15 protein-coding genes and 2 pseudogenes are annotated in these 23,402 nt (G+C 54.0%); 12 read left to right on the forward strand and 5 right to left on the reverse strand.

Annotated features, from left to right (window positions below; genetic code table 11):
* Window positions 1-73 precede the first annotated feature (73 nt).
* The 8 genes and pseudogenes from rumA to JOE25_RS11230 all read left to right on the forward strand — a co-directional run.
* Window positions 74-660: pseudogene (gene rumA, locus JOE25_RS11195) on the forward strand (23S rRNA (uracil(1939)-C(5))-methyltransferase RlmD); the annotation flags it as partial.
* Between the two features lie 9 nt (window positions 661-669).
* A complete protein-coding gene (gene relA, locus JOE25_RS11200; protein WP_209635144.1) occupies window positions 670-2,901 on the forward strand; it encodes a GTP diphosphokinase in 2,232 nt (743 codons plus the stop codon).
* Window positions 2,902-3,051: 150 nt separating this feature from the next.
* Complete coding sequence (mazG, locus tag JOE25_RS11205) at window positions 3,052-3,846, forward strand: nucleoside triphosphate pyrophosphohydrolase (RefSeq protein ID WP_209635146.1); 795 nt, start codon at window positions 3,052-3,054, stop codon at window positions 3,844-3,846.
* Between the two features lie 367 nt (window positions 3,847-4,213).
* On the forward strand, window positions 4,214-5,851 hold the full coding sequence (gene pyrG / locus JOE25_RS11210; RefSeq protein WP_209635148.1) for a glutamine hydrolyzing CTP synthase: 1,638 nt from the start codon (window positions 4,214-4,216) through the stop codon (window positions 5,849-5,851).
* A gap of 206 nt (window positions 5,852-6,057) precedes the next feature.
* Window positions 6,058-7,353, forward strand: a complete 1,296-nt coding sequence (gene eno, locus JOE25_RS11215; RefSeq protein WP_209635150.1) for a phosphopyruvate hydratase — start codon at window positions 6,058-6,060, stop codon at window positions 7,351-7,353.
* Between the two features lie 299 nt (window positions 7,354-7,652).
* A complete protein-coding gene (locus JOE25_RS11220) occupies window positions 7,653-8,843 on the forward strand; it encodes an FAD/NAD(P)-binding oxidoreductase (RefSeq protein ID WP_209635152.1) in 1,191 nt (396 codons plus the stop codon).
* A 10-nt stretch (window positions 8,844-8,853) separates the two neighbouring features.
* Complete coding sequence (locus JOE25_RS11225; RefSeq protein ID WP_209635153.1) at window positions 8,854-9,225, forward strand: hypothetical protein; 372 nt, start codon at window positions 8,854-8,856, stop codon at window positions 9,223-9,225.
* A 46-nt stretch (window positions 9,226-9,271) separates the two neighbouring features.
* Window positions 9,272-10,463 (forward strand): annotated as a pseudogene (locus JOE25_RS11230) (methionine gamma-lyase).
* 46 nt (window positions 10,464-10,509) lie between these two features.
* On the opposite strand, the gene JOE25_RS11235 reads toward JOE25_RS11230, so the two are convergent.
* The 4 genes from JOE25_RS11235 to JOE25_RS11250 all read right to left on the reverse strand — a co-directional run bounded on the left by JOE25_RS11235 (window position 10,510) and on the right by JOE25_RS11250 (window position 17,059).
* Entirely contained in the window at window positions 10,510-11,904 is a 1,395-nt protein-coding gene (locus tag JOE25_RS11235; protein ID WP_209635155.1) for an amino acid permease, read from the reverse strand.
* Window positions 11,905-12,004: 100 nt separating this feature from the next.
* Window positions 12,005-13,540 carry a histidine ammonia-lyase gene (gene hutH, locus JOE25_RS11240; RefSeq protein ID WP_209635157.1) on the reverse strand — a complete coding sequence of 512 codons (1,536 nt, stop codon included), beginning with the start codon at window positions 13,538-13,540 and terminating at the stop codon, window positions 12,005-12,007.
* The gene (hutU, locus tag JOE25_RS11245) at window positions 13,537-15,228 is read right to left on the reverse strand and encodes a urocanate hydratase (RefSeq protein WP_037424785.1); all 1,692 of its coding nucleotides are present in this window, start codon (window positions 15,226-15,228) and stop codon (window positions 13,537-13,539) included. The genes hutH and hutU overlap by 4 nt, the downstream gene beginning before the upstream one ends.
* 484 nt (window positions 15,229-15,712) lie before the next feature.
* Window positions 15,713-17,059: an aromatic acid/H+ symport family MFS transporter gene (locus JOE25_RS11250; protein ID WP_209635160.1), complete on the reverse strand. Its 1,347-nt coding sequence runs from the start codon at window positions 17,057-17,059 to the stop codon at window positions 15,713-15,715.
* A 324-nt stretch (window positions 17,060-17,383) separates the two neighbouring features.
* On the opposite strand from JOE25_RS11250, the gene queE reads away from it, so the two are divergent.
* Window positions 17,384-18,055 carry a 7-carboxy-7-deazaguanine synthase QueE gene (queE, locus tag JOE25_RS11255; protein WP_209635162.1) on the forward strand — a complete coding sequence of 224 codons (672 nt, stop codon included), beginning with the start codon at window positions 17,384-17,386 and terminating at the stop codon, window positions 18,053-18,055.
* Window positions 18,056-18,194: 139 nt separating this feature from the next.
* On the opposite strand, the gene queD is transcribed toward queE, so the two are convergent.
* On the reverse strand, window positions 18,195-18,554 hold the full coding sequence (queD, locus tag JOE25_RS11260; RefSeq protein WP_209635163.1) for a 6-carboxytetrahydropterin synthase QueD: 360 nt from the start codon (window positions 18,552-18,554) through the stop codon (window positions 18,195-18,197).
* 437 nt (window positions 18,555-18,991) lie between these two features.
* On the opposite strand from queD, the gene cysJ reads away from it, so the two are divergent.
* From cysJ to JOE25_RS11275, 3 genes are all read left to right on the forward strand, one after another.
* Window positions 18,992-20,791: an NADPH-dependent assimilatory sulfite reductase flavoprotein subunit gene (gene cysJ / locus JOE25_RS11265; protein WP_209635165.1), complete on the forward strand. Its 1,800-nt coding sequence runs from the start codon at window positions 18,992-18,994 to the stop codon at window positions 20,789-20,791.
* Window positions 20,791-22,506, forward strand: a complete 1,716-nt coding sequence (cysI, locus tag JOE25_RS11270) for an assimilatory sulfite reductase (NADPH) hemoprotein subunit (protein WP_209635167.1) — start codon at window positions 20,791-20,793, stop codon at window positions 22,504-22,506. The genes cysJ and cysI overlap by 1 nt, the downstream gene beginning before the upstream one ends.
* 119 nt (window positions 22,507-22,625) lie before the next feature.
* Entirely contained in the window at window positions 22,626-23,360 is a 735-nt protein-coding gene (locus tag JOE25_RS11275; protein WP_209635169.1) for a phosphoadenylyl-sulfate reductase, read from the forward strand.
* Window positions 23,361-23,402 lie beyond the last annotated feature (42 nt).

Consider the following 23,402-nt stretch of genomic DNA (forward strand, 5'->3'; position numbering starts at 1 on the left):
TTTAAATGAACCGGCACTCAATCGACAAATATGGTGCAATTTATTTCGTCGCCAGCGCGAAAAACCGTGCAGAGAAGTGCCGTATGATCAGGTCGACGGACTACGCTTAGACTTCGGTCTGCGTGACTTTCTTCAGGAAAATAACAGCGTAAATCGGTAAAGGGGGGGCGGGCCCTTGAATGGCTCAGGATTCAACCCAATGATCGTGTATTGGATCTGTCCCTGCGGCATGGGCAATTTTATCCTGCCGCTGGCGTGATGCGCTGCTGTGGTGGGCATAGAAGGTGTTGCCACACCGGTAGCGAATGGGCAATATAATGCACATAAGAAAAGGCTGAGTAACGCCTGCTTCTTCCTCGATAATGGGGACGAAGACATTGAGCAGCAACCTTGGGCAGCACAAGGATTTTATAAGGTGATGCTGGAACTGGCCCGTGCGGGTGCGGTCAGCATGATGTCACATATTGTAAAACTGGCGCCAGAGCGGGAGGTTTACGTTTTCTGTATCCTTACTGTGCGGGCATGCGACAGCACTGGCTGCTGAGCGCCGGTTATCGTCTTGCGCGTGTGCGGATGTTGGATAGGTTTCCGCATACGGGGCATCTTGAGTCAATGGCGCTGTTTATTAACGGTTCTGCGCCAGAGGTCGCTGCAAAGTAGGGAGAGGTTATGGTTGCGGTAAGAAGTGCACATCTGAACACGGCTGGTGAATTTGCTCTCGACGAGTGGATTGCCAGCTTGGGGCTACCTAACCCGCAGTCATGTGAGCGATTAGCCGCAACCTGGCGCTACTGTGAGCAACAAACCCAGAACCATCCTAACTCGTCACTGTTACTGTGGCGCGGGTTGGAAATGGTTGAAATACTGTCGACTCTGAGCATGGACAACGACAGCATGCGCGCCGCGCTGCTGTTCCCGTTGGTGGATGCCGGCATTGTTCAAGAAGATACCCTGACCGAAGAGTTCGGTAAGGGTATTACCTATCTGGTACATGGCGTACGCGATATGGACGCTATTCGCCAGTTGAAAGCTACCCAAAACGACTCGATGGCCTCCGAGCAGGTCGATAACGTGCGTCGCATGTTATTGGCGATGGTGGAGGATTTCCGCTGCGTGGTGATCAAGCTGGCGGAGCGTATCGCCCACCTGCGAGAAGTGAAAGACGCGCCGGAAGACGAACGCGTGCTGGCAGCCAAAGAGTGTTCGAATATCTACGCTCCTCTGGCCAATCGGCTTGGTATCGGGCAACTGAAATGGGAACTGGAAGATTTCTGCTTCCGCTACTTGCACCCGGACGAATACAAACGCATCGCCAAGCTGCTGCATGAACGCCGTATCGATCGCGAACAGTTTATTGATGACTTTGTGGCTTCGCTGCGCAGTGCGATGGGCGACGAAGGCGTTAAGGCGGACATTTACGGTCGACCAAAACATATTTACAGCATCTGGCGCAAGATGCAGAAAAAAGCGCTGGCGTTTGACGAGCTGTTTGATGTGCGCGCAGTGCGCGTGGTGGTCGAACGTTTACAGGACTGTTATGCGGCCTTGGGGATTGTACATACCCATTTCCGCCATTTGCCGGATGAGTTCGACGACTATGTGGCAAACCCGAAACCCAACGGCTATCAATCGATCCACACCGTGGTCCTGGGGCCACGCGGCAAGACGCTTGAGATCCAGATCCGTACCCGTCAGATGCATGAAGATGCTGAACTGGGCGTGGCCGCACACTGGAAATACAAAGAAGGCGCGGTCGCGACGGTACGTTCCGGTTATGAGGAGCGCATTGCCTGGTTGCGGAAACTGATCGCCTGGCAGGAAGAGATGGCGGACTCCGGCGAGATGCTCGACGAAGTGCGCAGCCAGGTGTTCGACGATCGGGTTTATGTGTTTACCCCGAAAGGCGATGTGGTGGATCTGCCAGCCGGTTCCACACCGCTCGACTTTGCTTACCATATTCACAGTGATGTCGGCCACCGTTGTATCGGTGCCAAAATAGGTGGCCGTATCGTGCCGTTCACCTATCAGTTACGGATGGGTGATCAGATTGAAATCATCACTCAGAAGCAACCAAACCCAAGCCGTGACTGGCTGAACCCTAACCTGGGTTACGTCACAACCAGCCGCGGACGCTCCAAGATCCACAACTGGTTCCGTAAGCAGGATCGCGACAAGAATATTTTGGCTGGTCGCCAGATGCTGGACAGCGAGCTGGAGCACCTGGGTATCAGCCTGAAAGAGGCCGAGAAGCTGCTGATCCCGCGTTACAACATGAATTCACTGGATGAAATCTTGGCGGCGATTGGCGGTGGAGATATTCGCCTGAATCAGATGGTGAACTTCCTGCAAGGCAAGTTCAACAAGCCAAGTGCTGAGGAACAGGATCGCGAAGCGCTGCGTCAGTTGGTTCAGCATAAAGCCCCGCCAGCGACGCGCAGCAAAGACAATGGCCGGGTAGTGGTAGAAGGGGTCGGCAACCTGATGCACCACATTGCCCGCTGTTGCCAGCCGATCCCGGGTGACGATATTGTCGGTTTTATCACCCAGGGGCGCGGCATATCCATTCACCGAGCGGACTGTGATCAACTGGTTGATCTGCAATCGCACGCGCCAGAACGTATTGTGGATGCGGTGTGGGGGGAAAGCTACTCCAGCGGTTACTCGCTGGTGGTGCGCGTGATGGCTAACGATCGCAGCGGTTTATTGCGTGATATCACCACCATTTTGGCCAACGAAAAGGTTAACGTACTGGGCGTAGCCAGCCGGAGCGACACCAAAAAGCAGTTGGCAACCATCGACATGGACATCGAGATTTACAACCAGCAGGTGCTGGGCCGGGTGCTTGCAAAGCTCAATCAGCTGCCGGACGTGATAGACGCCAAACGCCTGCACGGCAGCTAAATCCCCTGCGTCTTTCGCGCCGCATCGTTGTTGGCCAAGCTCCTTGGCCTCCGTTATTGTAGGGGCGAATATGTTCGCCCCGATTGACTCGGGCACGAGAATGCAGCGCCCTTGCATGCTCGTGCCCGTCCTTTTTCCAGAGATGCCAATATGACCCAATCTTCTCCGTTGCAACGCTTGCTGAACATCATGAAAACGCTGCGCGATCCGCAGGCCGGCTGCCCATGGGACCGCAAGCAAACCTTCGCCACCATTGCCCCTTACACGCTGGAAGAAACTTACGAAGTGCTGGATGCCATTGAGCGTCAGGACTATAGCGATCTGCGTGACGAACTGGGCGACCTGCTATTCCAGGTGGTGTTTTACGCCCAAATGGGCCAGGAGCAGGGGCTGTTTGACTTCGATGAGGTATGCAATGCCATCAGCGACAAGCTGGAACGCCGCCATCCGCATATCTTTGGCGAGGCTGATGCACAGGATAGCGAAGCCGTTGCGGCGCGCTGGGAGCTGTTGAAGGCCGGTGAACGTGCCGAGAAAGAGCTGCATTCGGCGCTGGATGATATTCCGCAGGCGCTGCCTGCGTTGATGAAAGCGCATAAAATTCAAAAGCGCTGCGCCGCGGTTGGGTTCGACTGGCATACGATTGGCCCGGTGCTGGACAAAGTATACGAAGAGATCGACGAAGTGATGCATGAAGCCCAGCAGGCAGTGGTCGATGAACAGAAGCTGGAAGAAGAAATCGGCGACCTGTTATTCGCCACGGTGAATTTATCACGCCATCTTGGTCACAAGGCCGAAAACGCACTGCAGGCGGCCAATCGCAAGTTCGAGCGCCGTTTCCGTCAGGTAGAAGAGATCGTTAAACAGCGCGGGCTGGAAATGGGTGAAGCGACGCTGGAGCAAATGGAAGAGGCGTGGCAGCAGGTTAAACGTCAGGAAAACTAATCCACAACAGTGCTGTCCTATGATTATCGCAATGTTGATCGGCGATAAGGTTCATTCAAGCTGAAACGGTTAAGCTTTGTGTCATACTATGCTGAACCATGACGTACCAGCAATAAAACGCCAATAAACTGAATTCTAAGGCGTTTTATTGTTGTGAAAGGGCGTTAAAATGAATTTTTCCATGCTAACTCATTGTTTTAAAAAGGCAGCTGATCGTGGGCTGATAGATTAAACCCGGATGAACTCCTGATGGTGACAGAGATGATGGACAGTAAAACGATCGTTTGTAGGTCTGAAGAGGTTCGGGTATACTACTTTCCCGTCTTGGTTCTTCCATCGTCTTTAAACCTAAACTCTCAGGTTCAGCATGACAACTAATTATATTTTTGTGACCGGCGGGGTCGTATCCTCTCTGGGTAAAGGCATTGCCGCAGCCTCTCTGGCGGCTATTCTTGAAGCCCGTGGCCTCAACGTTACCATCATGAAACTGGACCCGTACATCAACGTGGATCCGGGCACCATGAGCCCGATTCAGCATGGGGAAGTTTTCGTCACCGAAGACGGCGCAGAAACCGATCTGGATTTGGGTCACTACGAGCGCTACATCCGTACCAAAATGTCGCGCCGCAACAACTTCACCACGGGTCGCATTTACTCCGACGTTCTGCGCAAAGAACGCCGTGGCGATTATCTGGGTGCAACCGTGCAGGTTATTCCGCATATCACCAACGCGATCAAAGAACGCATCCTCGAAGGTGGCGAAGGCCATGACGTGGTGTTGGTGGAAATCGGCGGTACCGTGGGCGATATCGAATCGCTGCCATTCCTGGAAGCCATTCGTCAGATGGCTGTGGAAGTGGGCCGTGAACACACGCTGTACATGCACCTGACGCTGGTGCCGTATATGGCTGCTGCCGGTGAAGTGAAAACCAAACCGACTCAGCATTCCGTAAAAGAGCTGCTTTCCATCGGTATTCAGCCTGATGTGCTGATTTGCCGTTCCGATCGCGCAGTTCCTGCTAATGAACGTGCAAAAATTGCACTTTTCTGTAACGTGCCGGAAAAAGCCGTTATCTCCCTGAAAGACGTTGATTCTATTTATAAAATCCCAGGCCTCTTGAAATCTCAGGGTCTTGATGATTATATTTGTAAACGATTCAGCCTCAACGCGCCGGAAGCGAACCTGGCCGAATGGGAACAGGTTATTTACGAAGAAGCCAATCCAGGCGGCGAAGTGACCATTGGTATGGTCGGCAAATATGTCGAACTGCCAGATGCCTATAAGTCGGTGATTGAAGCCCTGAAACACGGTGGCCTGAAAAATCGTCTGACTGTGAACATCAAGCTGATCGATTCGCAGGATGTTGAAACCCGCGGCGTAGAAGTGCTGAAAGGTCTGGATGCTATCCTGATCCCAGGTGGTTTCGGTTACCGTGGTGTGGAAGGCAAGGTGATGACCGCGCGTTATGCGCGTGAGAACAACATCCCTTACCTGGGCATCTGTCTGGGTATGCAAGTGGCACTGATGGAGTTCGCCCGCAATGTTGTGGGTATGGAGAACGCCAACTCAACCGAGTTTGTGCCAGACTGTAAGTATCCGGTGGTGGCGTTGATCACCGAGTGGCGTGATGAAGACGGCAACGTCGAAGTGCGTACTGAAGAAAGCGATTTGGGTGGCACGATGCGTGTCGGTGGTCAGCAATGCCACCTGACCGACAACAGCCTGGTACGCCAGATGTACGGCGAGCCAACCATTGTTGAACGCCATCGTCACCGTTATGAAGTTAACAACATGCTGTTGAAGCAAATCGAAGCCGCCGGGCTGTTGGTTGCCGGCCGTTCTGCAGACAACAAGCTGGTTGAGATTATCGAACTGCCGAATCATCCATGGTTCGTCGCTTGTCAGTTCCACCCGGAATTTACTTCGACGCCGCGTGATGGTCATCCGTTGTTCGCCGGCTTTGTGAAGGCCGCTGGTGAGTATCAGAAGCGCCAGGTGAAATAAAATATTTGGTAGGCGGCGCGCGGCATGTCTACCCAAAATAATTGGCGTTGCATCAAGGTGGCAAGAGAGTGAATCCCGAATCACTGACACAAGTGAGTGATTCGGGTGAATGAACGTAGCCAACACCGATGCAGCTTCAAGTATGAAGGGTATACCGCGCGCTGTTTGTCTGGAGTTTTAGTTTAACTTGTACTGAGGAAAACCTAATGTCCAAAATCGTTAAAGTCATCGGTCGTGAAATCATCGACTCCCGCGGTAACCCGACTGTTGAAGCCGAAGTGCATCTGGAAGGCGGTTTCGTAGGTCTGGCTGCTGCGCCGTCAGGTGCTTCTACCGGTTCCCGTGAAGCACTGGAACTGCGTGACGGTGACAAGTCTCGTTTCCTGGGTAAAGGCGTACTGAAAGCCGTTGCTGCAGTAAATGGCCCGATTGCTCAGGCAGTACTGGGTAAAGACGCCAAAGACCAGGCTAACATCGATAAAATCATGATCGACCTGGACGGCACTGAAAACAAATCCCAATTCGGTGCTAACGCCATTCTGGCGGTTTCCCTGGCTGCGGCTAAAGCGGCTGCGGCTTCCAAAGGTATGCCACTGTATGAGCACATCGCTGAGCTGAACGGCACCCCAGGCAAATTCTCTATGCCACTGCCTATGATGAACATCATCAACGGCGGCGAGCACGCTGACAACAACGTCGACATTCAGGAATTCATGATTCAGCCGGTTGGCGCGAAAACCCTGAAAGAAGCGGTACGTATCGGTTCTGAAGTGTTCCATCACCTGGCGAAAGTACTGAAAGCCAAAGGCATGAACACTGCAGTAGGCGACGAAGGCGGCTATGCGCCAAACCTGGGTTCTAATGCCGAAGCGCTGGCTGTTATCGCTGAAGCGGTAAAAGCGGCAGGCTACGAACTGGGTAAAGACGTTACCCTGGCGATGGACTGTGCAGCCTCTGAGTTCTACAAAGACGGCAAATATGTGCTGGCTGGCGAAGGCAACAAAGCCTTCACTTCCGAAGAGTTCACTCACTTCCTGGAAGACCTGACCAAGCAATATCCAATCGTGTCTATCGAAGACGGCCTGGACGAATCTGACTGGGATGGTTTCGCATACCAGACCAAAGTGCTGGGCGACAAAATCCAGCTGGTTGGTGACGATCTGTTCGTAACCAACACCAAGATCCTGAAAGAAGGCATCGAGAAAGGCATCGCTAACTCCATCCTGATCAAATTCAACCAGATCGGTTCCCTGACCGAAACTCTGGCTGCTATCAAGATGGCTAAAGACGCAGGTTACACCGCGGTGATCTCTCACCGTTCAGGTGAAACTGAAGACGCAACCATCGCTGACCTGGCGGTTGGTACTGCGGCTGGCCAGATCAAGACCGGTTCTATGAGCCGTTCTGACCGCGTTGCTAAATACAACCAACTGATCCGTATCGAAGAAGCGCTGGGTTCACGCGCGCCGTTCAATGGCCTGAAAGAAGTTAAAGGTCAGTAATTACGGTTTGGTTCGTTGCTAAATAAAAAACCCGCTACGGCGGGTTTTTTTTATCACTTATTATTTACATGAGTGATAGTGAGTTATTTATTGTTTATAAATTAATATCTATTTATTGTTTTATAACTTGATGTATTAATTATAGTAATAAAATTCCTATTTATATATTCCATTTTTCATTGCTTTATATCCTTTCGTTACTAGACTGCCAATAAGGCAGGAAAATAAAACCCGTATTCCTGCCTCCGTTCGTTTCCCCATAAGATTGCCGACCCGTAAGCCGGCTAGGCGAGGGCTTGATGCGAAAAAGAATAGTGATTGTTGGTGGCGGTACCGGAGGGACCATATTGGCCAATTTATTGGCTGTTAAATTACACCGGGAGATCTTGAATAATAAAGTCGAGTTATTAATGATCTCGGACTCTCCCGTCCATTATTATAAGCCCGCTTTTATGTATGTGGCCTTCAACGCTTTTTTTAAACAGGAATTAATCCGTTCTCAGCAGAGCCTGCTGTGCCCGGAAATTAAGTTTATTGTTGATAAAGCGGAGCGGTTTGATTTATCTCAGCGCGTGATTCATACCCGTAGCGACAAACAGTACCCGTATGATTTTTTGGTTTTTGCTACTGGTTGTGTGCCTTGGCCGGAGCGTATCGAGGGGCTGGCGCAGGCAGGGGATCATTTTTACCAGTATCAGGCCGCCCGGCAGTTGGCACAAAAACTGTCGAGCATTGAAAAAGGGCGGATTTTTATCACAGTTTCTTTCCCCGAAACGCCCAATGTGCCGCACCAATGCGGTATTGCACCGATAGAAACCACCCTGATGCTTGATGATTACCTACGTCGGCGAGGAGTACGCAAGGCGGTTGAGATTGTTTATACCTATCCCAGCGTCTCACAGTTGCTGCGTAACTGCCTGTTTCTGCAGCGTCCAACGGCAGAGGCTTTGCCCGGTATCTTCGCGGCGCGCGATATCCGCCATCAGCGCGGGTTTACTCTTAGTCACGTAGATGCACAGCAGAAAATCGCTTATTCCGCAGAGGGTGAGCAGCAGCCGTTCGATATTTTGATGGCTACCCCACCCATCCGCGCAGTAGAAGCGGTGCGCAATACTGGCCTGAGTGAAGGTAACAATGGAGAGGGCTGGTTGCCGACCGATCACCAAACGCTGCAGGTCTATGGTCAGCAGGGGGTTTATGTCATCGGCGATACGGTAGATCTGCCGGTTAGCAAGGCCGGAGGTTCCTGCCACAATCAGGCTCCCGTCATTGCCGACAATATCGTGGCGGAACTGAGACTGGGCCAGACAGTCAGCCACTACGACGGCAAAGTGCAGGCCATTGCCCAAATGGGGCTGCAGGCCGGGATGCCGCTAGTTTACGACTATCGGCACGATGTGCTGCCGACACCCTCAACCAAAGTGGGCGGCATGCTGCGCAATGGCTTTAATCGCGGGCTCTACTGGGCGACGGTACGCGGACTGATATAACGGAGGGCCTATGAACGCATCTGAACATGAACCCTTGGCAGCATTGCTGGACAAGTTGCAACCGTTGCTGGACGGTGGGCGGCTCGATAACGCGGTCGACCTGCTGTCGCTGCTGTCTGATCTAGTGGATATCGCCGATAATGCGCTGGTGGAGAAATTGGCCGGCGTCTTTGAAGGCTTGGTCGCTGCGGGATGGGAGGGCGGAATGGCGCTTAAGATGGCGCATACCGAGTTGCAGTTGGATCCGTCACCCGTCAATTTTCGTGCGCTGTACGCTTTGTTGCGACAGCCAGATACTTTGCTGGGCCTGCTGCTGGTGCTGCGCACATTACAAATCATCGGCCAGCGTATAAGCAGCAGTGCACTGCCTACGGATGTTTGATCGCGCTAAGCGTCATTGCTTTCATTCACTCAGATAAGGAGTTGTTATGTCTGCCACCTTCAGGCAAGCCTTTGCAACACGCGCTATCCATCACGGTTACGATCCTCAGCAGTATCTGGGAGCACTTTGTCCTCCGGTGTTTATGAGCTCGACCTTTTCCTTTCCGACGGCAGAATATGGCGGTTCTTGCTTTGACGGCAGCGAGCCGGGGTATTTTTATTCACGCATCGCCAACCCGACCCTCAACTTGCTGGAACAGCGAATAGCCAATCTGGAAGGCGGGGAAGCGGCGGTGGCGTTTGCCTCCGGTATGGGGGGCGATTACCGCCTGCTGCTGGACGCTGCTCAATCCGGGTGATGAGCTGATAGTCGATGAGACCATTTACGGTTGTACCTTCAGCTACTTTCATCATGGATTGGCGCGCTACGGCGTAAAAATCACCCATGTCGACCTAACCCGTCCGGAGCGGTTGGCGGCGGCGATAGGTCCACGCACACGCATGGTGTATTGTGAAACGCCAGCCAACCCGAATATGCGTTTGGTCAACATTACCGCGGTGGCTGAGATTGCTCACCGCCACAAGGCGCTGTTACTGGTGGATAACACCTATTGCGCGCCGTATCTGCAACGGCCGTTGGAATTGGGGGCGGACATTGTGGTGCATTCGGCCACAAAATACATTGGCGGGCACGGAGATCTGCTGGCCGGGCTGGTGGTGACGCGTCAAGATTTGGCGCAGGATATCCGTTTAGTCGGACTCAAAGACATGAACGGTGCAGTGTTGTCGGCCCAGGACGCCGCATTGCTGCTGCGCGGGTTGAAAACCCTGCCGCTGCGTATGGAACGCCATTGCGATAACGCCCAATGGCTGGCGGAAATGTTGATGCAGCATTCGTCGGTAGAGCGCGTCTATTATCCCGGTCTGGAGGATTTCCCCCAATATGAGTTGGCACAGCGTCAAATGGCTCGGCCGGGCGGCATGCTGGCATTTGAATTAAAAGGCGGTATGGCTGCGGGGATCCGCTTCCTCAATGCGCTGCGTTTGATCTTGCGTGCGGTCAGCCTGGGGGATTGTGAGTCGCTGGCGCAGCATCCTGCCAGCATGACCCACTCGGCCTACAACCCCGAAGAGCGTCAGCGCCATCATATTAGCGACGGACTGATACGTTTATCCGCTGGGCTGGAAGATCTTAATGATCTTCAGGCGGATATCCGTCAGGCCTTGGCGTTGATCTGATGATAAAACCCGCTGATGCGGGTTTTATCATGGTGACATCATGCACTTAGGTGTTTTGTGTTGCAGTAGTGACAGGTGAACCCCCGCCTTTTTTACGCACCCACAACCAGTAAGCCACAGTAAGGAATGCCACCCACACCAGCCCAACGTACAGGGCAATGCGGCTGTCTTCGAAGTAGCCGAGCAGGCCGATGACGAACAGCATAAATAGCGTCGCCAGCGCGGGGGCGACTGGCCACCACGGCACTGGGAAGCTCAGCTTACTGACCTCCTGTGGTGACAATGTGCGGCGCATGGCTATCTGCGACAGCAGGATCATCAACCATACCCAGACAGTGGCGAAGGTCGCGATGGAGGCGATGATCATAAATACCTGTTTTGGGATCAGGTAGTTGAGTACCACACCCAGCAGCAGGGCGATTGACATCACCAACACCGTCATCCAAGGCACGCCGCTGGAGGTCAGTTTAGAGAAACTTTTTGGTGCTTGGCCATCCTGTGCCATGCCGTACATCATGCGGCCTGCGCCGAAGATATCGCTGTTAATGGCGGAAATGGCGGCAGTGATCACCACAACGTTCAGGACGTTGGCGGCAGAGCTAATACCCAGATTGCTGAAGATCTCAACAAACGGGCTGCCGTTTTGGCCGATGCTGTTCCACGGATAGATAGCCATCAGTACCAGCAGCGTCAGTACATAGAACAGCAGAATACGAATCGGCACGGCATTAATCGCCTTTGGTAACACTTTCGCCGGGTCTTTTGCCTCGCTGGCCGTGATACCGATGATTTCAATGCCGCCGAAGGCAAACATCACCACCGCTAGCGATGCGACCACGCCGCCGATGCCGTTAGGCATAAAGCCGCCGTGTTGCCACAGGTTACTGAGGCCGGTGGCATGCTGGGTCTGACCGAAGCCAAACAGCATCACCGCCGCACCACCGACGATCATTGCCACAATCGCTGCGACCTTGATCAACGACAGCCAGAACTCCATTTCGCCGAACACTTTCACACTGCATAGGTTGAGTGCGCCGATAAACATGATAATGCTGAGCACCCAGACCCATTGTGCGACGTCAGGGAACCACAGCCCCATATAGATGCCGAAGGCGGTCACGTCCGCGAGAGCGACGATCACCATTTCGAAGGTATAAGTCCAGCCGGTGAGGAAGCCGGCCAGCGGGCCAAGGTAGTGGCTGGCGTAATGGCCGAATGAACCGGACACCGGTTGATGCACCGCCATTTCACCCAGTGCGCGCATCACCATAAATACGGCTGCACCGCCTACCAGATAGGCCAGTAGCACAGCAGGGCCAGCCAGTTGGATTGCCCCGGCAGAGCCGTAGAACAGGCCGGTACCGATGGCTGATCCGAGCGCCATAAAGCGGATATGTCGCGCGTTTAGTCCGCGTCTGAGTTGTGTTTTTTCGTTATGCATGTTGCTTCCCGTCACGTTTTTACGGCAGAGCAGGCACGCGCTATCCGCACCGGGTGGAACGCACCCGGTGGGACAGAACAAACTGCGTGATAGGTTTTATTTATGCTTGGCTAGGCAGCAGTGCTGCAGGCATCAGTGAGGTCAGATGACCGGCTGCCAACAGCAGGCTGGCAGCTTCAATGTCAGGGGCGAAGAAACGGTCCTTGTCGTAGTAACTGACCTGCTCACGTAATACGCGGCGTGCCTGTTCCAGACTTTCGCTGGTTTTCAAGCCTTTGCGCAGATCCAACCCCTGACAGGCAGCCAGCCACTCAACGGCCAGAATGCCGCGAACGTTATCTGCCATTTCCCACAGGCGACGGCCCGCCGCCGGCGCCATAGACACATGATCTTCCTGGTTGGCAGACGTCGGGATACTGTCGACGCTTGCCGGATGCGCCAGCGCTTTGTTCTCGCTGGTCAGCGCCGCGGCGGTAACTTGGGCAATCATAAAGCCGGAGTTTACACCGCCGTTGTCCACCAGGAACGGTGGCAGTTGTGACATGTGTTTATCCATCATCAATGAAATGCGACGTTCGGACAGTGAGCCGATTTCGGCAAATGCCAGCGCCAGATTGTCAGCGGCCATCGCGACAGGTTCGGCATGGAAGTTGCCACCGGACAGCACGTCGCCCTGTTCGGCAAAGACAAGTGGGTTGTCGGACACCGCATTGGCTTCGATTTCCAGCACTTCGGCGGCCTGGCGAATTTGCGTCAGGCAGGCGCCCATAACCTGAGGCTGGCAGCGCAGGGAGTACGGATCCTGCACTTTCTCACAGTTGCGGTGTGAATCAGACACTTCGCTGCGCTCGCCCAGCAAGTGGCGGTAGGCTGATGCGGCGTCGATCTGGCCGCGTTGCCCACGTACGGCATGGATGCGTGCATCAAACGGGCTGCGTGAGCCCAGCGCGGCTTCCACCGTCAGACTGCCGGTGACAGTCGCTGCGGCATACAGATCTTCAACGTCAAACAGGCCACGCAGCGCAAAGGCAGCGGAGACCTGAGTACCGTTCAGCAGCGCCAGGCCTTCTTTTGCTGCCAGCGTCAGCGGCTTCAGGCCCGCTTTAGCCAGCGCTTCAGAGGCAGGTAGCCATTCGCCCTGATAACGCGCCTTGCCTTCGCCCAACAGCACCAGACTCATGTGTGCCAAGGGTGCCAGGTCGCCTGATGCGCCCACGGAACCTTTGAGTGGGATATGCGGATACACTTCGGCATTGACCAGTGCCATCAACGCCTGGATCACTTCCAGACGAATGCCAGAGAAGCCGCGCGACAGGCTATTGATTTTCAGCACCATGATCAGGCGCACCAGATTGTCGTCGGTGGGCGCACCAACGCCGGCGGCGTGGGACAACACGATCGAACGCTGCAAATCTTCCAGGTCTTCGCGGGCGATGCGGGTGGATGCCAGCAGGCCAAAACCGGTGTTAATACCGTATGTGGTACGGTTTTCCTCAACAATGCGCTCAACGCAGGCAACGCTTTTCTGGATATCTGCGTATGCATTGTCGTCCAGCGTCAGGGTTACCGGGTGTTGATAAATTTCACGCAATTGCGCCAGTGTCAGTTGGCCAGGGCGGATCGTTAGCGCTTTCATGCTTTGTCTCCTTGAGTCGCAGCTACCATCGGCAGGTTCAAACCTTGCTCGCGGGCGCATTCAATGGCGATGTCGTAACCGGCATCGGCATGACGCATCACGCCGGTGGCGGGATCATTGTGCAATACTCGGGCGATACGTTCGGCAGCTTCATCGGTGCCGTCGCAAACGATAACCATACCTGAATGCTGTGAGAAGCCCATGCCAACGCCGCCGCCATGGTGCAGAGAAACCCAGGTTGCGCCGCTTGCAGTGTTCAACAGGGCGTTGAGCAATGGCCAGTCAGATACGGCGTCTGAACCGTCTTTCATCGATTCTGTTTCGCGGTTCGGGCTGGCGACGGAGCCAGAGTCCAGATGGTCACGACCAATCACGATAGGTGCTGACAGCTCGCCGCTGCGTACCATCTCGTTGAAAGCCAGTCCCAGCTTGGCGCGTTGGCCCAAACCGACCCAGCAAATACGCGCCGGCAGGCCCTGGAAGCTGATACGCTCACGCGCCATATCCAGCCAGCGGTGCAAGTGCTCGTCATCTGGGATCAACTCTTTAACCATCGCGTCGGTTTTGTAGATGTCCTGTGGATCGCCTGACAGCGCAGCCCAGCGGAATGGGCCAATGCCGCGACAGAACAGGGGGCGAATGTAAGCGGGGACGAAGCCCGGGAAATCGAAGGCGTTGTTGACGCCCATTTCTTTCGCCATTTGGCGAATGTTGTTGCCGTAGTCGAAGGTTGGCACGCCCATTTTCTGGAAGGCCAGCATAGCTTCTACATGTTCAGCCATAGATTGTTTGGCGGCGGTGACCACCTGCGCGGGTTCGCTCTGTGCGCGCTGGCGATATTCTTCCCAGCTCCAGCCTTTTGGCAGATAGCCGTTCAGTGGATCGTGGGCGCTGGTCTGATCGGTGACCATATCCGGGCGTACGCCGCGGCGTACCAGTTCCGGCAGAATGTCGGCTGCGTTACCGCACAAGGCGATGGAGATGGCTTTCCCTTCGGCTGTGTATTTTTTGATACGGGCCAGTGCGTCGTCCAGATCTGTCGCTTGCTCATCGACATAGCGCGTTTTCAGACGGAAATCGATGCGGCTCTGCTGGCATTCGATGTTAAGTGAACAGGCTCCGGCCAGCGTAGCCGCCAGCGGTTGTGCCCCGCCCATGCCGCCCAAACCCGCAGTCAGCACCCAGCGGCCTTGCAGGCTGCCGTCGTAATGCTGGCGACCTGCTTCTACGAAGGTCTCGTAGGTGCCTTGTACGATGCCTTGGCTACCGATGTAGATCCAGCTCCCTGCGGTCATCTGGCCGTACATCGCCAGACCCTTGGCGTCCAGTTCGTTAAAGTGTTCCCAGGTCGCCCAGTGTGGGACCAGGTTGGAGTTGGCGATCAGCACGCGTGGTGCGTTGCTGTGAGTTTTGAAAACCCCGACGGGTTTGCCGGACTGCACCAGCAGTGTTTCGTCATCTTCCAGGGTTTTCAGGGTCGCGACAATTTTGTCGTAGCAGTCCCAGTCACGCGCGGCGCGGCCAATACCGCCGTACACCACCAGCTCATGTGGGTTCTCCGCGACTTCCGGATCGAGGTTGTTCATCAGCATGCGCAACGGCGCTTCGGTCAGCCAGCTTTTTGCATTTAATTTTGTGCCGCGTGGCGCGCGTACATCGACATTGCGAACTTTGTTATTTGCAGTCACAGCATTTTCCTCAAACAGTATCGGTGCAGATCCCATGGTGCGGTGGGGGTAAATCACCACGCCATAACAATGGGTAGGTTTTATTAACATATACTTGTATGTACAAGCATATGCAACACCGACCAGTGGATGACGAAAATGGCATAAGAGAAAGTTATTTGTGTTTTTAATCAATAATATATTTATTTTGTAGGGGGTAAATTCATCAGGAAGGCACGGAAGAACAGTGAGCTATTCAACAAAAATGAATTAAAAATGGGTCAATTTTGAGCGTCAAATCACAATAATTTTACATACCTATTACAAGTTAGGGCGAGCGATAAAAAAGTCCTATCGCTGAAAGCAAAAAGCCCGCCAAATGGCGGGCGTGAGGCCGTTAGCAACCGGTTTTTTTGTTTCGTGTCAGGGGCGCTGCATGCTGCGCCTTGTCGCATAATCCATGAGTTAAATAGGGGCGAAGATGCCCGTCCCTATCGATTTAGCCTTATGCGGTTTTTTCAGCAGGTTGTAACACCGTTCGACGGGTCATTTTGAATACTGTGGCGATAGCTGCGATCAACGCCGGTACGCACAGGAACATCAAAATACTTTGTACTTCCCACTGCATGGCCAGTAGCTGCGCGCCCATCATGGTACCCGCCACGCCGCCAAAGCGACCAATGCCTTGCATCCAGGCAATGCCGGTTGCGCGGCTGTGGGTCGGATAGAAAGTAGCTGCCAGCGTTTGTAAGCCTGACTGTGCGCCATTCATGGTGATACCCATCAGGAAAATAAAGGTACCCAGTAACACGATATGGCTGTCTTCGGTCGCCATTGCCACAATCAACAGGGCCGTAATGACAAAACCGCTCGACACCACTTTGTGGGCGTTCCAGCGATCCATTAGCCAGCCGGCGACCAGAATGCCGAGGGTACCGCCGAAGGTGAACAGCGATGTCAGGATTGCTGACTGCTCCAACTGATAACCCAGCCCCTGCATCAGGATCGGCATCCAGCTCAGTAGCACGTAATAAATCACCAGGCCCATAAAGTAGGTCAGCCACAGCATCAGCGTACCGGTCAGATAAGGGCGGGTGAACAGCAGCCCGACGCTGGTTTTTGACTGCGCCAGCTTCTCTTCATACAGGTAGAAACGCGATACCTTGTCGAGATCCTGGCTGACAAAGCGTTGGGCGATGCGTTTGATTTTTGCCACATCCTTACCGCGGTTAACCATGTATTTCACCGATTCCGGCAAGAACAGAATCAGCAGCAGGGTCAGTACCAACGGCGCGATGGCCCCCAGAAGTAGCACGCTGTGCCAGCCGTAGGCTGGAATAAGCCATGATGAAATCGCACCGCCACCGGCAGCACCCAGCGGGAAGCCGCAGTACATGGTGTTAATCGCCAATGAACGGCAGCGTTGCGGTGCATATTCAGAAATCAGTGTGATGGCGTTCGGCATGGCTGCACCTAGCCCCAGGCCGGTTAGAAAGCGCCACAGCGTCAGGCTATTGAGTGAGCCGGCATAAGCAGTCGCCAGGCTCGACAGGCCGAAAAACAGGCAAGAAAACACCAATACGCGTTTGCGACCAATGCGATCTGAAATAGGGCCGGCAACCAATGCGCCAAGGGACAGACCCAACAGCGCGGCGCTGAGCACGGGGCCGAGATCCTGTTTCACAATGCCCCAGTCTTTGGCGACCGAAGGGGCGATATACCCCATTGCCGCAGTGTCAAAGCCATCAATGGCCAGAATCAGGAATCCCAAAATGATCAAGGTCCAGTGAAACAGCGAGAATTTGCTGTCGTCGATGGCCTGCTGAATATTCAACTCGGTGGAATGAGCCATGGCACCCTCTTAACGCAGATGTGATTGTGATAAATACCTTGCCGGAACTGTTGCCCGGCTTGTGTTTGCTTGTATATACATCTGCATGTCAACGCATTATGTCAAATATATTTATCTTATTTGTTGCATTGGTGTTGTTTTTTGCGAAGCAGCTTACACCGCCGATCGGTGAAGGTTTCTCTGTAAGTGAATTAAATGAAGGTCATAACCGGTGAGATATGCTGCTTGCGCTGCTGAGGATAAAATTTAATACAATTTTGCCCGTTTGGTCGCCGGACCGGAATCTGCGATAATCGCGTTTTACCTTTCCAGATTGAGAAACCGATGCAGTACCCGATTAATGAAATGTTCCAAACCTTGCAGGGCGAAGGCTTTTTCACCGGCGTTCCGGCCATTTTCATTCGCCTGCAGGGCTGCCCGGTAGGATGCAGCTGGTGCGACACCAAACATACCTGGGAAAAGGAAGCCAATCGGGAAGTCGACATGCAGCGGATCTTGGTAAAAACCGAAGAAAGCGACGCCTGGGGCAGTGCCAGTGCCGAACAGTTGCTGGGGGTGATGCGCCAGCAGGGCTATACCGCACGCCATGTAGTGATCACCGGTGGTGAGCCTTGTATTTACGATCTCGTCCCGCTGACCCAATTGCTGGAAGATAACGGCTACGGCTGCCAGATTGAAACCAGCGGCACCCATGAGATCCAATGCTCGGCGAAAACCTGGGTGACGGTTTCCCCCAAAGTGAATATGCGCGGCGGCATGAAGGTGTTGGATCAGGCTTTGCAGCGTGCTGATGAAGTGAAGCACCCAGTGGGACGCGAGCGTGATATTGAAGCTCTGGATGCGCTGCTGGCAACGCTGCACGATGAAAAACCGCGGATTATTGCGTTACAGCCGATCAGTCAAAAGGAAGAGGCGACGCGCCTGTGCATTGAAACCTGTATAGCGCGCAACTGGCGCTTGTCGATGCAGACGCATAAGTATTTGAATATTGCTTAAGAACGGTTAAACCCGATCTCCAAAATAATGGGAGTGGCATCAAGGCAGACAGCAAACGACGCCCGATGAGCTGACATGGGTCAGTGATTCGGGTGAGTGAGCGCAGCCAACACCGATGCCACTTCAAGTATGAAGGAACTCAGCCTTTATATACGCATCCTGCGGTACAAGTCTCTTTCACCATCACCGCAGTCAGTTCCGGCAACTGGGGTTTGAGCTGCTGCCAGATCCAGGCGGCTAGGACTTCGCTGGTGGGATTTTCCAATCCTGGAATATCGTTCAGATAGTGGTGATCCAAGCGCTCCCAAATCGGGGAGAACACGGCTTTAAGCTCGGCGAAATCCATCACCCAACCGGTGTGAGCATCTACTTCACCGGTCACTTCCAGACGCACCATAAACGAATGCCCGTGCAGACGGCCGCACTTATGGCCCTCCGCTACGTTCGGCAGGCGATGTGCGGCTTCAAACTGAAAATCTTTAAACAGCGTGGTTGCCATTATTACGGCCTCATTGACTCAAAAACCGCCGAAGTTTACCGGAAACGGAGCTTGCTTGCCATTTATACCGCTTTAGTCTACGGGTCGTGCTGAAAAAGTCGCATTAACACTTTTTTTGTTTGGTCTAAGTCAGACCTATCGATTGGAGTAATGAGCGGTAAATGCGATTCATTCAATAAACGTTAAAAAAAGACGCTTGTTATCATAGGGATAAAAATCCTTCTTTAACGTTTTAATCGTTATGGCTTACCAGAAAAACAGCTTAGTCATTTTAGTTATTATTTATTGCTATCCCTTATTTAATCGTTGCTAATCTGCTCGGTAACCTTACAAACTCTCCTGATCTTTTCAGGATCGCAGACTGAACGAAAAGACAGCGACTGACACTGGCGAGCACCTGGCTGCATAGGTGCCAAGTATAGGAAATAAGTACCGCAATGACGACTCAGGTTCCTCCAACATCTTTGCTCCCGCTGACGCCCGAACAGCTGGCGCGCCTGCAGGCGACGATTGGTGAATATTCACCAACGCAGCTGGCGTGGCTGTCAGGTTATTTCTGGGGAATGGTTAATCAACAGCCTGGTGCCGTAGCTATTGCGCCGGTGGCTTCTGCCGCCGCCAGTATCACGCTGATTTCCGCGTCGCAGACCGGCAATGCACGCCGTCTGGCCGAACAGTTGCGTGACGATCTGTTGGCTGCCAAATTGAGCGTCACCCTGGTGAATGCCGGGGACTACAAATTCAAGCAAATTGCCCAAGAACGTTTGTTGGTGATCGTCGCCTCCACACAGGGGGAAGGCGAGCCAGCGGAAGAGGCAGTGGCACTGCACAAATTCTTGTTCTCAAAGAAAGCGCCCAAGCTTAACGAGACCGCATTTGCGGTATTCGGATTGGGGGATACGTCCTATGAGAACTTCTGCCAATCGGGCAAAGACTTCGACAGCAAACTGGCCGAATTGGGTGCTGAGCGCCTGGTCGAACGGGTTGACGCCGATGTGGAATATCAGGAACTGGCTGCCGCCTGGCGCAAACAGGTTGTGGAAGTACTGAAAGCGCGCGCTCCGGCTGAAAATGCGGCGCCGGGGGTACTGGCCAGCGGTGCTGTCGATCTGCTTGATAGCAGCCCGTACAGCAAGGAACAGCCACTGACTGCACAATTGGCGGTGAAGCAAAAAATTACGGGCCGTGCGTCCGATAAAGATGTTCGCCATATCGAGATCGACTTGGGTGATTCTGGCCTGCGTTACCGGCCGGGTGATGCTCTGGGTGTGTGGTTCGATAATGACCCCGCGCTGGTCGAGGAATTGGTGCAACTGCTGTGGCTGAAAGGCGACGAACCGGTGGACGTCGAGGGTAAAACGTTGCCGCTTTCGCACGCATTGCGCAGCCATTTTGAACTGACGCAGAACACCACACTGATCGTCGACAAATACGCGGCCCTGTCGCGCGACGAGAAATTGATTGGCCTGCTGGCGGATAAAGCTGCGTTGCAGCATTACGCGCACAACACGCCGATTGTTGACATGGTGCGTCAGGCCCCGGCCGATCTCAACGCCGAACAGTTGATTGGTCTGCTGCGTCCGCTGACGCCGCGCCTGTACTCCATTGCTTCCTCGCAGGCCGAGAACGAAAACGAAGTCCACGTTACCGTGGGCGTGGTGCGTTACGACATCAATGGTCGTGCCCGTGCCGGTGGCGCCTCCAGTTTCCTGGCCGATCGCCTGGAAGAAGACGGCGATGTGCGGGTTTTCATTGAGCATAACGATAACTTCCGTCTGCCGGCTAACCCGGAAACGCCAGTCATCATGATTGGTCCTGGTACTGGCATTGCGCCGTTCCGCGCCTTTATGCAACAACGAGACGCTGACGGTGCCGGTGGCAAGAACTGGTTGTTCTTTGGCAATCCGCACTTTACTGAGGATTTCCTGTATCAGGTCGAATGGCAGCGTTATGTGAAGGATGGCTTACTGACCCGCATTGATCTGGCTTGGTCGCGCGACCAACAACATAAAGTTTACGTACAAGATAAGCTGCGCGAACAGGGCGCAGAGGTGTGGCGCTGGATCCAGGAAGGCGCGCACATTTACGTCTGTGGCGATGCGAACCGCATGGCGAAAGACGTGGAAAACACATTACTGGAACTGGTGGCCGAGCACGGTGGCATGGATACCGAGCTGGCGGATGAATTTTTAAGTGAGCTGCGCCTTGAGCGCCGTTATCAGCGAGATGTTTACTGATGAGTGATAAACACCCGGGGCCTCTGGTGGTTGAAGGCAAATTGGCCGATGCCGAGCGTTTGAAGAAAGAAAGTAACTTCTTACGCGGCACCATCGCTGAAGATTTAAAGGACGGCCTGACCGGCGGTTTTACCGGCGACAACTTCCTGCTGATCCGTTTTCACGGCATGTACCAACAGGATGACCGCGATATTCGCGCCGAACGTGCCGAGCAGAAGCTGGAACCGCGCCACGCGATGATGCTGCGCTGCCGTCTGCCGGGGGGCATTATCTCTCCGCAGCAGTGGCTGGGCATTGATAAGTTCGCACAGGAAAGCACCTTGTACGGCAGCATTCGTATTACTAACCGTCAGACCTTCCAGTTCCATGGCATTGTGAAGGGCAACGTTAAACCGGTTCACCAACTGTTGAGCCGTTTGGGGTTGGACGCGCTGGCGACCGCTAACGACGTTAACCGCAACGTGCTCTGTACCTCTAACCCGGTGGAGTCCGAGCTGCATCAGGAAGCCTACGAGTGGGCGAAGAAGATTTCTGAACACCTGTTACCCCGTACCCGTGCCTATGCGGAAGTATGGCTGGATCAGGAAAAAGTGGCGACAACCGACGAAGAACCGATCCTCGGTGCGACCTATCTGCCGCGCAAGTTCAAAACGACGGTGGTGATCCCGCCGCAAAACGATGTCGATCTGCATGCCAACGACATGAACTTTGTCGCGATCGCCAAACATGGCAAGCTGGTGGGCTTCAACCTACTGGTGGGCGGTGGCCTGTCGATTGAACACGGCAACAAGAAAACCTATGCACGCCAGGCCAGTGAGTTCGGCTATATCCCGTTGGAACATACGTTGGCCGTTGCCGAGGCGGTGGTGACCACCCAACGTGACTGGGGTAACCGTACCGATCGCAAAAATGCCAAAACCAAATACACCCTGGAACGCGTCGGGGTTGATACGTTCCGCGCCGAAGTGGAAAAACGCGCCGGTATCACCTTTGAGCCGATCCGCCCGTATGAATTCACCGGCCGCGGTGATCGTATTGGCTGGGTGAAAGGTATTGATAACCAATGGCACCTGACGCTGTTTATCGAGAACGGTCGCCTGTTGGACTATCCGGGGCGTCCGCTGAAAACCGGCATTGCCGAGATCGCCAGGATCCACAAAGGCGATTTCCGTCTGACCGCTAACCAGAACCTGATCGTTGCCGGCGTGCCGGAAAGCGAGAAGGAGAAGATCGAAGCTGTGGCGCGGGATCATGGTCTGATCGACGATGGTATCAGCGTTCAGCGTCAAAATTCGATGGCCTGTGTCTCCTTCCCGACCTGCCCACTCGCAATGGCAGAGGCGGAGCGCTTCCTGCCGGAGTTTGTTACCAAGGTCGAAGGGATCCTGCATCGGCATGGCGTAGGCGATGAGCATATTGTCTTGCGCATCACCGGTTGCCCGAACGGTTGCGGCCGCGCGCTGCTGGCGGAAATTGGCCTGGTGGGTAAAGCGGTTGGTCGCTATAACCTGCATTTGGGCGGCAACCGGGAAGGCACACGCATTCCGCGCATGTACCGTGAAAATATTAACGAAGAAGAAATTCTGCGAGAGATTGACCAACTGGTGGGCCGCTGGGCCACAGAACGCAAGGCGGGGGAAGGTTTTGGTGACTTCACCATCCGCGCCGGTGTGGTTAAGCCGGTGGTTGATCCGGCGCAGGATTTCTGGGACTGAGCGAGCGAGTTATACCCTAAATACTGGGTGTTGCATCAACCGGGTAAGTGAACGCAACCCACTCAGAGGCAACATCAAGTATGACGGGTATAGGATTCAAGAATCAGGAGGCAGACAACATGGCTGAATTCAATCTGGCAGAGCTGAATGCGCTGCCCAAATCTGGGCAAGCATTGGCACTGGCTGTCGTTAATGGTCAGTTGGAAACCCTTTCCGCCGAGCAACGTGTGGAGTGGGCACTGGAGCATCTGCCTGGCGAGTTTGTGCTCTCTTCAAGCTTTGGTATTCAGGCGGCGGTATGCCTACATCTGGTGACCAAGATCAAACCGGATATTCCCGTGATCCTCACTGATACCGGCTATCTGTTCCCAGAGACCTATCAGTTTATCGATCAGTTGACCGACAAACTGAAGCTGAATCTACAGGTATTCCGCGCCGAACAATCGCCTGCCTGGCAGGAAGCGCGCTACGGCAAACTGTGGGAGCAGGGCGTCGAGGGCATCGAGAAGTATAACCAGCTCAACAAAGTTGAGCCGATGAACCGTGCGCTGGAAACCTTGGGTGGACAGACTTGGTTTGCAGGGTTGCGCCGGGAACAATCGGGTAGTCGTGCCAACTTGCCGGTGTTAGCCGTACAGCGTGGGGTATTCAAAATTTTGCCGATTATCGACTGGGATAACCGCAAGATTTATCAATACTTGACCGAACACGGCCTGAGTTACCACCCGTTGTGGGAACAAGGTTATCTGTCTGTCGGGGATACTCACACGACGCAGAAATGGGAACCGGGGATGAGCGAGGAAGAAACGCGCTTCTTTGGCCTGAAGCGTGAGTGCGGTTTGCACGAAGGCTAATGCCGTCAGCAACCCGCCAAGGGCTCAGCATGTGCTGGGCCC

Source organism: Serratia sp. PL17 (genome assembly GCF_017832355.1).
Taxonomy (GTDB): domain Bacteria; phylum Pseudomonadota; class Gammaproteobacteria; order Enterobacterales; family Enterobacteriaceae; genus Serratia.

What these genes read in the sequence shown, in the direction of transcription:
- relA (WP_209635144.1), top strand. Translation starts at nt 670, where the DNA reads ATGGTTGCGGTAAGAAGTGCACATCTGAACACGGCTGGTGAATTTGCT.
- mazG (WP_209635146.1), top strand. Translation starts at nt 3,052, where the DNA reads ATGACCCAATCTTCTCCGTTGCAACGCTTGCTGAACATCATGAAAACG.
- pyrG (WP_209635148.1), top strand. Translation starts at nt 4,214, where the DNA reads ATGACAACTAATTATATTTTTGTGACCGGCGGGGTCGTATCCTCTCTG.
- eno (WP_209635150.1), top strand. Translation starts at nt 6,058, where the DNA reads ATGTCCAAAATCGTTAAAGTCATCGGTCGTGAAATCATCGACTCCCGC.
- JOE25_RS11220 (WP_209635152.1), top strand. Translation starts at nt 7,653, where the DNA reads ATGCGAAAAAGAATAGTGATTGTTGGTGGCGGTACCGGAGGGACCATA.
- JOE25_RS11225 (WP_209635153.1), top strand. Translation starts at nt 8,854, where the DNA reads ATGAACGCATCTGAACATGAACCCTTGGCAGCATTGCTGGACAAGTTG.
- JOE25_RS11235 (WP_209635155.1), bottom strand. Translation starts at nt 11,904, where the DNA reads ATGCATAACGAAAAAACACAACTCAGACGCGGACTAAACGCGCGACAT.
- hutH (WP_209635157.1), bottom strand. Translation starts at nt 13,540, where the DNA reads ATGAAAGCGCTAACGATCCGCCCTGGCCAACTGACACTGGCGCAATTG.
- JOE25_RS11250 (WP_209635160.1), bottom strand. Translation starts at nt 17,059, where the DNA reads ATGGCTCATTCCACCGAGTTGAATATTCAGCAGGCCATCGACGACAGC.
- queE (WP_209635162.1), top strand. Translation starts at nt 17,384, where the DNA reads ATGCAGTACCCGATTAATGAAATGTTCCAAACCTTGCAGGGCGAAGGC.
- queD (WP_209635163.1), bottom strand. Translation starts at nt 18,554, where the DNA reads ATGGCAACCACGCTGTTTAAAGATTTTCAGTTTGAAGCCGCACATCGC.
- cysJ (WP_209635165.1), top strand. Translation starts at nt 18,992, where the DNA reads ATGACGACTCAGGTTCCTCCAACATCTTTGCTCCCGCTGACGCCCGAA.
- cysI (WP_209635167.1), top strand. Translation starts at nt 20,791, where the DNA reads ATGAGTGATAAACACCCGGGGCCTCTGGTGGTTGAAGGCAAATTGGCC.
- JOE25_RS11275 (WP_209635169.1), top strand. Translation starts at nt 22,626, where the DNA reads ATGGCTGAATTCAATCTGGCAGAGCTGAATGCGCTGCCCAAATCTGGG.